Annotated in this window: 9 protein-coding genes; 4 read left to right on the plus strand and 5 right to left on the minus strand. The window is 69.2% G+C overall.

Annotated features, from left to right (window positions below):
• The 4 genes from CRP45_RS18300 to CRP45_RS18315 all read right to left on the minus strand — a co-directional run bounded on the left by CRP45_RS18300 (window position 1) and on the right by CRP45_RS18315 (window position 2926).
• A complete protein-coding gene (locus CRP45_RS18300) occupies window positions 1-366 on the minus strand; it encodes a hypothetical protein (protein WP_067785659.1) in 366 nt (121 codons plus the stop codon).
• Window positions 363-1157, minus strand: coding sequence for a LytR/AlgR family response regulator transcription factor (locus CRP45_RS18305; RefSeq protein WP_097246049.1), 795 nt, complete (start codon window positions 1155-1157; stop codon window positions 363-365). Before CRP45_RS18305 ends, CRP45_RS18300 begins: the two co-directional genes overlap by 4 nt.
• 56 nt (window positions 1158-1213) lie before the next feature.
• Window positions 1214-2413 carry a sensor histidine kinase gene (locus CRP45_RS18310; RefSeq protein WP_067785653.1) on the minus strand — a complete coding sequence of 400 codons (1200 nt, stop codon included), beginning with the start codon at window positions 2411-2413 and terminating at the stop codon, window positions 1214-1216.
• A 63-nt stretch (window positions 2414-2476) separates the two neighbouring features.
• Window positions 2477-2926: a hypothetical protein gene (locus tag CRP45_RS18315; protein WP_245910201.1), complete on the minus strand. Its 450-nt coding sequence runs from the start codon at window positions 2924-2926 to the stop codon at window positions 2477-2479.
• Between the two features lie 316 nt (window positions 2927-3242).
• Between CRP45_RS18315 and dnaE the strand changes: the two genes are divergently transcribed.
• Together dnaE and CRP45_RS18325 are read left to right on the plus strand one after the other, a co-directional pair.
• Window positions 3243-6788, plus strand: a complete 3546-nt coding sequence (dnaE, locus tag CRP45_RS18320) for a DNA polymerase III subunit alpha (protein ID WP_097246050.1) — start codon at window positions 3243-3245, stop codon at window positions 6786-6788.
• Between the two features lie 465 nt (window positions 6789-7253).
• On the plus strand, window positions 7254-7655 hold the full coding sequence (locus tag CRP45_RS18325; protein WP_097246051.1) for a hypothetical protein: 402 nt from the start codon (window positions 7254-7256) through the stop codon (window positions 7653-7655).
• A 200-nt stretch (window positions 7656-7855) separates the two neighbouring features.
• On the opposite strand, the gene CRP45_RS18330 is transcribed toward CRP45_RS18325, so the two are convergent.
• Window positions 7856-8470: a class I SAM-dependent methyltransferase gene (locus CRP45_RS18330; RefSeq protein WP_067785641.1), complete on the minus strand. Its 615-nt coding sequence runs from the start codon at window positions 8468-8470 to the stop codon at window positions 7856-7858.
• 358 nt (window positions 8471-8828) lie between these two features.
• On the opposite strand from CRP45_RS18330, the gene treZ reads away from it, so the two are divergent.
• Complete coding sequence (gene treZ, locus CRP45_RS18340) at window positions 8829-10574, plus strand: malto-oligosyltrehalose trehalohydrolase (RefSeq protein WP_097246053.1); 1746 nt, start codon at window positions 8829-8831, stop codon at window positions 10572-10574.
• 84 nt (window positions 10575-10658) lie between these two features.
• A complete protein-coding gene (locus CRP45_RS18345; RefSeq protein ID WP_067785623.1) occupies window positions 10659-11879 on the plus strand; it encodes a serine hydrolase domain-containing protein in 1221 nt (406 codons plus the stop codon).
• Window positions 11880-11917 lie beyond the last annotated feature (38 nt).

Consider the following 11917-nt stretch of genomic DNA (forward strand, 5'->3'; position numbering starts at 1 on the left):
TCAGTCCCCGGCCAGGTCGAGGAAGTCCTCCTCGTTGCGTTCGGACAGTCGGACGTACAGACGCCCGACGACGTACAGCGCGGGGAACACCGCGACACCGAGCAGCAGCCAGGGCAGCCGCACGCCGAGCACGACGGCGGAGGCGAGCGCGTCGATTCCGAGCAGCAGCGGAATCGCGCCGAGCACCAGCACCGTGACCACCGCGAGCCGCAGCGCAAGGCCGAGCTGGGCGCGAATCAGACCGCCGATCAAGGCTTCGCCGATCTCGGTCTGCTCTGCTACCTCCACGCGGGTGCGCACCCGTCGCGCGCCGCGCCGCTCGGCGAGCACCACCCGCTGGCGCGCGGGCCGCTGCGGGCCGGTCACCGGGTCGTCCAGTTGTGCCGCGGCCCGTGCACCAGTCGCTGCTTGAGCTCGCGCACCTGGCGGCGGCTGACCGGCAGCTCCACCGCCGCCGCGCTGCCCTCGGCGCGCAGGCACACCACCGTGCCGCTGCCCACCGTGCGCAAGCCAGTCACCATCCGCAGCGCCACCAGGTAGGAGCGGTGCACGCGCAGGAAACCGGCGTTCTCCCAGCGGGATTCGAGTGCGGTGAGCGGGATGCGCACCAGGTGCGAGCCCGCGCTGGTGTGCAGCCTCGCGTAGTCGCCGTCCGCCTCGACCCAGCTGACGCTGGAGCGATGCACAAGGGTGGTGACGCCGCCGAGTTCGACGGGGATCACCTCGTTCGGGTCGGTGCGCGGCGCGGCGGGCGGCGGGGGAGCGGCGCGCGTCTGGGTGATGCGCCGCACCGCCTCGGCAAGGCGCGCCTCGCGCAGCGGTTTGAGCAGGTAGTCCACCGCGCCGAGATCGAAGGCGCTCACCGCCCGGTCGTCGTGCGCGGTCACGAACACCACCGCGGGCGGGTTGGCGAACTCGGAGAGGATGCCCGCCAGCTCCATGCCGTCGAGCCCTGGCATGTTGATGTCGAGGAAGACAGCGTCCACCGGATGGGTGCGCAGCACCCGCAGCGCGCTGGTCGCCTCGCCCGCGGTGTGGATCTCGCCGACGCCGCGTTGGGTGCGCAGCAGATACACCAGCTCGTCCAGAGCGGGCTTCTCGTCATCCACGGCGAGCACGCGCAGCGGGCTCGCCGAGTCATCGGTGTTCTGCGTCACAACCGCTCCATCGTAAGGGCACGGTGATCGGCGCGGTTTCGGATACCCCGACCGCGTCAGGCGCGCACGCCGGGGCGGAACTTCGGCACCCGCAGACTGACCTTGGTGCCCGCGCCGGGCGCGGTCTCGACGATCAACCCGTAGTCGTTGCCGAAGGCCGCACGCAGCCGGTCGTCCACGTTCGCCAGCCCCACGTGTGCGGATTCGCCGGAACCCGCAGGGCCGGAACCCGTTTCGACCGCGTCGAGCGCGCCGGAGCGCAGCAGATCGGGGTCCATGCCCGCGCCGTCGTCCTCGACGCTGATCAGGCAGTCGGTGCCCGCGTCGGTGGCCACGATGGCGATGGTGCCGCCGCCCTGCCTGCCCGCGATGCCGTGCCGCACAGCGTTCTCCACCAGCGGTTGCAGTGCGAGGAAGGGCAGTACCACGCCGAGCACCTCCGGCGCGATCCGCAGCCGCACCTGGAGCGCGTCGCCGAAACGGGCCCGTTCCAGCGCGAGATAGCGCTCGATGTTGCGCAGTTCGTCCGACAGCACGGTGAATTCCCCCGCGGCCCGGAAGGAGTAGCGGGTGAAGTCGGCGAACTCGAGGATGAGCTCCCTTGCCCGATCCGGATCGGTGCGCACGAACGACGCGATGGTGTTGAGCGCGTTGTAGATGAAGTGCGGGCTGATCTGGGCGCGCAGCGCGCGCACCTCGGCGCGGTCCAGCCGGGCGCGCGACGCGTCGAGGTCGGCGAGTTCCAGCTGGCCGCAGGCGTAACGGGCCACCTCGGCGAGCGCGCCGAGCAGCCCCGGCCCCGGCTTGCCGTTGGTGACCACGCCGAGCGCGCCCGCCGCGCCGCTGTGTTCGATCAGCAACGGCTGCGCAACCAGCGTCCGCGCGCCGTGCTCGCCCTGCCCGGGACCGGCCACCAGCACCGGTCGTTCGCTCGCGGTCGCCCGCCGCGCCGCGTCGGCGAAGACCTCGGCGAGATCGGCATGGGGTCCGTCCCAGGCGAGCACCTCGCCGTCAGGGTCGGCGACGCCGAGTGCGTCCGCGCCGGTCAGCGCGCGCAGATGGGGCGCGGCCTCCCGCGCGGACTGCTCGGTGAGCCCGCGGCGCAGCGGCACGGCCGCCAGCGAGGCGGTGTGCAGCGCCGAGTGCACGGCGCGTTCGGCGGGTGTGGTGACCACCCGCCGCGTGCGCAGCCACACCAACAGCGCGCCACCCGCCACCAGCGTCGCCGTGACGACGGCGACCACGGTCGCGGTCACCGGACCACGGTCAGGAATCGCCCGATCATGGTCCGATTATGGACGCGCCGCCGCGGGCGCGGGTCAGCCCTTGGAGACCGCGAACTGGATCGTGTTGGGCTGCGGCATGTGCGCCGCGCCGACCGTGATCGTCGCGGTGAACTTCCCGACGCCGGGGCTGAAGATCGCCGACTTGCCGTCGTTCATCCAGAAGCCGGGACCGTTGGGCGTCTGGGTGACCTTCCCCGTCTCGCCGGTCTCGGTATTGCGCCAGTTCAGCGTCACCGGGACGCTGCACGGCCCGACGCCCCACATGTTCGAGGCGACGGTGAAGGCCGCGGACTGCGGGTACGCGTCGCCGTTGACGGAGGCGTCGATCTGCGCGACGCATGCTCCGGTGGTCAGCGCGTAGATGGTGGCGAACTCGCCGCCGTTGGCCACGGCGGGTGCCGCGGTGACGGCGAGCGCGGCCGCGGAGAGCGCGGCGGCCGCGGGGACTGTCTTGACTAGCGTGCTGGTCAGCTTGGTGGTCATTCGACACCTCGTCCGAATTGTCGCGGATTTATCGACCTGCGTACGCGGATGCGAGAGTACCAAGATCGAGCCTTCGGTCCGCACGCTTTCGATCGATCTCCCCACTCGCGGGCGCGCTGTCGTTCCCGGCGGCGCGGGGCCCTCCGCGACCGGTGTTTCCGGCCGATCTGGGCGGCCGCTCGCGACGCGCCGGTGATCTTCTTCACGACGCGCCGATGATCATCCAGGCGGCGCGTGCCGGTGCGAATTCGTGTCGCAGGGGGCGCTTAGACTCGGTGCACCAACCCCCGTCGAGACCTTGGGAGGAAGGACTGTCTTGGCCGAGTCCGGATCGTTCGTTCACCTGCACAACCACACCGAGTACTCCATGCTCGACGGCGCGGCCAAGATCTCTCCGCTGTTCACCGAGGCGAAGCGACTCGGGATGACGGCGGTCGGCATGACCGACCACGGCAACATGTACGGCGCTTCCGAGTTCTACAACTCCGCCAAGAAACACGACATCAAGCCGATCATCGGCATCGAGGCCTACATCGCGCCCGGTTCCCGGTTCGACACCAAACGCGTGCAGTGGGGCGATCCGAGCCAGAAGGGCGACGACGTCTCGGGTTCGGGCGCCTACACCCACATGACGATGGTCGCCGAGACCGCGACCGGCCTGCGCAACCTGTTCAAGCTCTCCTCGCTGGCCTCCATCGAAGGACAGCTCGGCAAGTGGGCGCGCATGGACGAGGAGATCATCGCCCAGTACGCCGAGGGCATCATCGCGACCACCGGCTGCCCGTCCGGCGAGGTCCAGACCCGGCTGCGCCTCGGCCACGACCGCGAGGCGCTCGAGGCAGCGGCCAAGTGGCAGGAGATCTTCGGCAAGGACAACTTCTTCCTCGAGGTGATGGATCACGGTCTGTCCATCGAGCGACGGGTCCGCGAGGGGCTGCTGAACATCGGCAAGCAGCTGGGCATTCCGCCGCTGGCCACCAACGACTGCCACTACGTGACCAAGGATCAGTCGGCCAACCACGAGGCGCTGCTGTGCGTGCAGACCGGCAAGACGCTCTCGGACCCGACCCGGTTCAAGTTCGACGGTGACGGCTACTACCTGAAGTCGGCCGCCGAGATGCGCGCCCTGTGGGACGCGGAAGTGCCTGGCGCGTGCGACAACTCGGTGCTCATCGGCGAGCGCGTGCAGTCCTACGACGACGTGTGGAACTTCAAGGACCGCATGCCGGTGTTCCCGGTGCCGGAGGGCGAGACCCAGGACTCGTGGCTGCGCAAAGAGGTGGACCGCGGGCTGGCCCGCCGGTTCCCCGACGGCGTGCCGCAGGAGTACTACGACCGCGCCTACTTCGAGCTCGACGTCATCCGGCAGAAGGGCTTTCCCGCCTACTTCCTCGTCGTCGGCGACCTCGTCAAACACGCGCGGGAGGTCGGCATCCGCGTCGGTCCCGGTCGTGGTTCGGCGGCCGGTTCGCTGGTCGCGTACGCGCTCGGCATCACCAATATCGACCCGATTCCGCACGGCCTGCTGTTCGAGCGGTTCCTGAACCCCGAGCGGCCCTCCGCGCCCGATATCGATATCGACTTCGACGATCGCCGCCGCGGTGAGATGGTGCGGTACGCCACCGAGAAGTGGGGCACCGACCGGGTCGCCCAGGTGATCACGTTCGGCACCATCAAAACCAAGGCCGCCATCAAGGACTCGGCGCGAGTCCAGTTCGGCCAGCCCGGTTTCGCCATCGCCGACCAGATCTCCAAGGCGCTGCCGCCGCCGATCATGGCCAAGGACATCCCGCTCTCGGGCATCATGGACCCCGATCACGAGCGGTACAAGGAAGCCGCCGAGGTCCGCGAACTCATCGGCAACAACCCCGATGTCGCCAAGATCTACGAGACCGCCCGCGGCCTGGAAGGCCTGATCCGCAACGCGGGCGTGCACGCCTGCGCGGTGATCATGTCCTCTGAGCCGCTGATGGACGCGATCCCGGTGTGGCGCCGACCCCAGGACGGCGCGATCATCACCGGATGGGACTACCCGTCCTGCGAGGCCATCGGCCTGCTGAAGATGGACTTCCTCGGTCTGCGCAACCTCACCGTCATCGGTGACGCGCTGGACAACATCAAGGCCAACCGCGGCATCGACCTGGACATGGACAACCTGCCGCTGGACGATCCCGCCACCTACGAATTGCTTTCGCGCGGCGACACTCTCGGCGTCTTCCAGCTCGACGGCGGGCCGATGCGCGACCTGCTGCGCCGCATGCAGCCCACCGGGTTCAACGACATCGTCGCCGTGCTCGCGCTGTACCGCCCCGGCCCGATGGGCATGAACGCGCACAACGACTACGCCGACCGCAAGAACGGCCGCCAGCCGATCAAGCCGATCCACCCGGAGCTCGAGGAACCGCTCAAGGACATCCTCGCCGAGACCTACGGTCTGATCGTCTACCAAGAGCAGATCATGTTCATCGCCCAGAAGGTCGCCTCCTACTCCATGGGTAAGGCCGACGCGCTGCGCAAGGCCATGGGTAAGAAGAAGCTCGAGGTGCTGGAGGCCGAGTACAAGGGCTTCCACGAGGGCATGACCGCGAACGGGTTCTCCGAGGGCGCGGTGAAAGCGCTGTGGGACACCATTCTTCCGTTCGCCGGCTACGCGTTCAACAAGTCGCACGCGGCGGGCTACGGTCTTGTCTCCTTCTGGACCGCCTACCTCAAGGCCAACTATCCGGCCGAGTACATGGCCGGCCTGCTCACCTCCGTCGGTGACGACAAGGACAAGGCCGCGGTCTACCTGTCGGACTGCCGCAGACTCGGCATCACGGTGCTGCCGCCGGACGTCAACGAGTCCGAGCAGAACTTCGCCTCGGTCGGCAAGGACATCCGCTTCGGCCTCGGCGCGGTGCGCAACGTCGGCGCGAACGTGGTGGCCTCGATCATCCAGGCGCGCAAGGAGAAATCGAAGTTCACCGATTTCTCCGACTACCTGAACAAGATCGACGCCGTCGCCTGCACCAAGAAGGTCACCGAATCCCTCATCAAGGCGGGTGCTTTCGACTCCCTCGGGCATCCGCGCAAGGGTCTGATGCTGATCCACTCCGACGCCATCGACGCGGTGATGACCACCAAGAAGGCCGAGGCCATCGGACAATTCGACCTGTTCGGCGGCATGGACGCCGACGAGTCGGTGGCCTCGGTGTTCAATGTCGCTGTGCCGGACGAGGAATGGGAGTCCAAGCACAAGCTGGCGCTGGAACGGGAGATGCTCGGCCTCTACGTCTCCGGGCATCCGCTCAACGGTGTGGAGCACGTGCTCGCCGCGCAGGCCGACACCCCGATCCCCACCATCCTCGAAGGCGACGTGAAGGACGGCGCGCAGGTCACCATCGGCGGCATCCTCGCCTCGGTGAACCGGCGCATCAACAAGAACGGCCTGGCCTGGGCCTCGGCCCAGCTCGAGGACTTGACCGGTGGCATCGAGGTGCTGTTCTTCCCGCAGGCGTACTCGGTGTACGGCGCCGATGTCGTGGAGGACGCGGTGGTGCTGGTGAAGGCGCGCGTCTCGGTGCGCGACGACCGAATCTCGTTGATCGCCAACGACCTCGCCGTCCCCGACCTGTCCTCCATCGGGGTCGCCAAACCGCTCGCGGTCACCATCTCCACCCGGATGTGCACCCCGGACAAGATCGGCGAACTCAAGCGCGTCCTCTCCCGCCACCCCGGCACCTCCGACGTCCACGTCCGCCACGTCGGCGCCCGCGACAAGACCACCCTGCTCAAACTCGACGACAGCCTGCGCGTTTCCCCCTCCTCGGCTCTCTTCGGCGACCTCAAGGCCCTCCTCGGCCCGAGCTGCCTGGCGAGTTGAGTGGCGTCGATCGCGCCGGTCTCCCGAGGCTTCGGTTGGCGCGGAAAGGGACTGCCGCCGGATCTTGGTGGCAGTCCCTTTGTAGCGACGTTGATCGTTCAGCCCAGCTTGCTGCCGACATCACGTCGAGAACATTGGCCGCGCCGGCGATGTGGAGGTAGTTGAGCGAGCCGTCCACGAGGCCCCTGGTGAGCGGCGTCGCGGGTGCTCCGGCTTCTTTGATGCCGCTGACGGTATGGGTGGCGATGACGTTGCCTTGCGGGTCGAGTACCAGCAGACTGTGCGGAATCTGCCTGCCGTCGGTGGCGACCAGGGTGGGGATTCCGTCGGTGTAAGTGCGAACACCGACCGGTTCGCGTCGAGGCCGTTTGCCAGGCGCTTTAACCGCGTCTTCAGCCGACCACAAGCCGTCGTGGGAACACTTGGCGGCGTTCGATATTCCCCTCTCACCACAGGACAACGATCATGGCAACGATCTTCCGCCCCTTCCGTGCCGCACTCCTCGCGCTCACCGCTCTGACGGCTACCCTCGTGTTCGCCGTCGCAGGCGCGGGCGCCGCGCAGGCGGGGGTGTACGCGGAAATCAAGTTCGCGCCGGGTACCAGCGAGGCGACGCTGGACGGAGCGGTCGTGCGCGGCGACGCCGACAGCTACCTGCTCGAGGCGCGCGGCGGGCAGTCGCTCTACACCGCGATCGTCGCGCTGGAGGACAACGTGAACTTCAGCATCTCCGCCCCGGACGGCCTGGTGCTGGTGGTCGAGGAGACCGCGACCGAGATCGTGCTGCCCTACGACGGCCTGTACCGCGTGCTCGTCGCGCCCACCCGCGGCAACGCCAGCTACACGCTGCACGTCGAAATCCACTGACGTAGCTTCGGCCGTGCGCGGTCCGTCGATTTCCTCGACGGGCCGCGCGCAGCTGTGTCGCCGGGCTGATCGGCGCTGCCGGACGGAGTCCGTCGACAGCCGCGCACGGCGGGAGCGAAGGCGGAGGTGCGCACGGCGGGCGCTGCCGGACGGAGTCCGTCCACAGTCCACGCACGGCCGGAGCGCAGGCGGAGGTACGCCTACGCGGAGACCCCGACGCCCAGTGTCAGCGCGGCGAGGAACTTTGGTCCCTCGCCGTAGAACACGTCCAGCTCGCGGATCTCGAACCCGGCGGCCCGTACCAAGCCGAGGATGTCGCGGTCGAGGTTGCACCCGCCCGCGACCTTCTTCTGGATCGGATTGAGCCGGTGCTGCCAGGTCTGGACCTTGGCGTCCGGCGCGAGCCCGTGCTCGACGAAGTGGAATGTCCCACCGGGCACCAGCACCCGGCGAACCTCCGCGAGCGCGGTCGCCACATCGGGAATGGTGCACATCGTCCAGGTCGACAGCGCGGAGTCGAAGGTGTTGTCCGGGAAGGGCAGCGACTGGCCGTCCAGCCCGGCCCGCTCGATCGGCACCGTCGCCCGTTCCAGGCGCTTGCCCGCCAGTTTCCAGCCAAGATCCGCCGGTTCCACCGCGCTGATCGACCGCACGGTGTCCGGATAGAACGGCACGTTGAGGCCTGAACCGAAGCCGATCTCCACCACCCGGCCGTGCAGACCGGCGCACGCCCGCTGCCGCTGCGGTTCGTTGACCCGCAGGCCGCAGGCGAACTCCACCAGCCGGGGCACGACCTGATTCTCGTACAGTCCCACCCGTTCACTCTCGCAGCCCGAGTGCGACTGCGCCAGTGCGCACGGGGGACGCAGCGCTGGTGCGCACGAGGGACGCAGCGCTGCTGCACAGGAGGGACACAGCCCTGGTGCGCACGAGGGACGCAGCGCTGCTGCACAGGAGGGACACAGCCCTGGTGCGCACGAGGGACGCAGCGCCGCTGCGCACCAGGGACGTAGCCCTGGTGCGCAGGAGGGACGCAGCGCCGGTGCGCTCGAGGCAGCGCATCAGTGCGCACGAGCGACGTCGCGCCGACACGCTCGAAGAACGCCGCGCCGATGCCGCTCGACGGCCGCCCGTCGGGATGAGGTCGCCTGCCCGGCGTGCGATGCTGGCGCGGTGACTGTCTTCGAGGTGTGGGCGCCCAGGGCCGGCACGGTGCGGCTGGAACTCGACGGAGACGTGCACCCGATGACGGGCAGCGCCGACGGCTGGTGGCGCGTCGAGCGGGACGCGGCCGACGGCGCGCGGTACGGATACCTGCTCGACGACGACCCCACCGTGCTGCCAGACCCGCGCTCGGCCCGTCAGCCGGACGGCGTGCACGGACGCTCCGCGCTGCACGCGCTGGATCCGGCCGGGTGGACCGACGGCGACTGGACCGGGCGGCCGCTGGCGGGATCGGTCTTCTACGAGCTGCACATCGGCACGTTCACTCCCGAGGGCACCTTCGACGCGGCGATCGGACGCTTGGATCACCTCGTCGACCTGGGCGTCACCGTGGTGGAGCTGATGCCGGTCAACGCCTTCGACGGCACCCACAACTGGGGCTACGACGGCGTGCTCTGGTACGCGGTGCAGGAGAGCTACGGCGGGCCCGACGGGCTGCGACGGTTCGTGAACGCCTGTCACGCGCGCGGTTTGGCGGTCTGTCTCGACGTCGTCTACAACCATCTCGGCCCGTCCGGCAACTACCTGCCCCGCTTCGGTCCCTACCTCACCGAGGGCCGCAACACCTGGGGGCAGAGCCTGAACCTGGACGGTCCCGCCTCGGACGAGGTGCGCCGCTACATCATCGGCAACGCGTTGCGCTGGCTGCGCGACTTCCACATCGACGCGCTGCGGCTGGACGCGGTGCACGCCTTGGTCGACCGCACCGCCACCCATCTGCTCGCCGAGCTGGCCGCGGAGACCGAACGCCTCGCCGCGCACGTGCGCAGGCCGCTGACCTTGATCGCGGAGAGCGATCTCAACGACCCTCGGCTGATCACGCCGCGCGCGGCGGGCGGCTACGGGCTGACCGGGCAGTGGAACGACGACCTGCACCACGCTGTGCACGCCGCGGTCTCCGGCGAGCGGCAGGGCTACTACGCCGATTTCGGTTCGATGGCCTGTCTGGCACGGACGCTGACGCACGGTTTCTTCCACGCGAACACGTACTCCAGCTTCCGCGGCCGCGTCCACGGTCGCCCGCTCGATCGTTCCGTGGTCCCCGGTTCGGCGCTGCTCGCCTACACCTGCACGCACGATCAGGTCGGCAACCGTGCGCTGGGTGACCGGCCGAGCGCCTACCTGACCGACGGCCAGCTCGCCGTCAAGGCGGCGCTCGTCCTGTGTTCGCCGTACACGCCGATGCTGTTCATGGGCGAGGAATGGGGCGCGCGCACGCCATTCCAGTTCTTCACCTCGCACACCGACCCGGAGATCGGCGCGGCCACCGCGGCCGGACGCAAGGACGAGTTCGCCGAGCACGGCTGGCCGAGCGAGGACGTGCCCGACCCGCAGGACCCCGCCACCTTCCACCGATCCAAGCTGGACTGGTCCGAACTCGCCGATCCCGCGAGGGCCAGGCTGCTCGCCTGCTATCGCGCCCTGCTCGCAATGCGCAGGGCACACCCGGATCTCACCGATTCGTCGCTACCGCACGTGCGGGTGGACTACGATGAACGGTCCCGATGGCTCGTCCTGCACCGCGGCGGGCTGCACCTGGTGTGCAACCTCTCGGAGGATCCGGTGCGGGTGCCGGTAACCGGGTTCTCCCTGCTGTCCTGGGAGCCGCCGACCGAAGGCCCAACGGGCACAACGATTCCCGCGCACTCGTTCGCGCTGCTCGCCGACTCGCCCCGGTTCGTGAAAAGGCCGTGACCGTACCGAATCCCGAGTAACGGTCCGCCAACTGTCCCGGACAGGGCCATTGCCCAGTTTGTCCATCGCCATTACCGTGGAGTGATGAGCAACGTGGCTTCAGTCAGCGGCAGCGCCGCCGCCGAATTCGGACCCCTGGTACGCGCTTTCAGCAGGGCGTTCGGAAATCGTCGCGGCGCGGGTGGCGCGTTGGCGGTGCATTTGAACGGTGAACCCCTCGTCGACATCTGGACCGGCACCGCGGGCGAAGGGGTCTGGACCCGGGAGACCGGCTCGATCATCTTCTCCGCCACCAAGGGCATCACCGCCACCGTCATCCACCGGCTGGCCGACCGCGGACTGCTCGACTACAACGCTCCCGTCGCCGAGTACTGGCCCGAGTTCGCCGCCAACGGCAAGGGCGGCATCACGGTGCGGCAGGTTATGACGCACAGCGCGGGCCTCTCGGCGCTGGCGCCGATCGCGAAGAGCCCCGACGACATCCTCGACCACGAGCTCATGGAGCGGCGCCTGGCCGCGGCCAAACCCGATCGACTACTCGGCGTGCCGACCTACCACGCGCTCACCTACGGCTGGCTGCTCGCCGGCATCGCGCGCGGGATCACCGGCAAGAGCATGGGCGAGCTGTTCCGCACCGAGGTGTCCGAGCCGCTCGGCATCGACGGGTTGCACCTGGGGCTGCCGCCCGCCGAGTCCTCCACCGTGTACGCGCCGCTGGCGGGCAGCCAGCTCAGCTTGCTCGGCAAGCCGCTCGGCGCACTCGTGCTCGGTCGCAGCCACCTCATTCCGGGAGCGTTGGGCGCGGTGACCCGCTGCCTGTTCCTGCCCGGCCTGCACGCCATCTTGGAAGGCGACGAGGCGGCGATCCTGCGCACCGAACTCCCCGCGGGCAACGGCGTCGCCACCGCGTCCGCGCTGGCCACCATGTACGGCGCGGTCGCCAGCGGCGAGACGCCGGGCGGCCTGCCGTTCCTGTCGCGCGCGACGATCAGGGAACTGAGCAAGGTGCGCACCTACCGCCTCGATCACGCGCTGTTCTACGCGCCGATGATGTGGCACCTCGGCTACCACTCGCTGCCGATGCCGGGCGCCCGCGGCGGCCTCGGCCACATCGGGCTCGGCGGCTCGTTCGGTTGGGCCGAACCGCGCATGGGTCTCTCGGTCGGTTTCGTGCACAACCGCCTCTCGGCCGGTCAGCTGGGTGTCGACCAGTTCTCGGCCATGTGGCTGTTGCCGCTGATCCTGAACTGCCTGCGCGCCACCCGGCGCGTCACGCTCGACGAGACGCGCGACGCAGCGGCCTGACCGACACGGCAACCACCCGACCGCCGCCCTACCCGGCC

It is taken from the genome of Nocardia amikacinitolerans (assembly GCF_900215415.1).
Classification (GTDB): Bacteria; Actinomycetota; Actinomycetes; order Mycobacteriales; family Mycobacteriaceae; genus Nocardia; species Nocardia amikacinitolerans.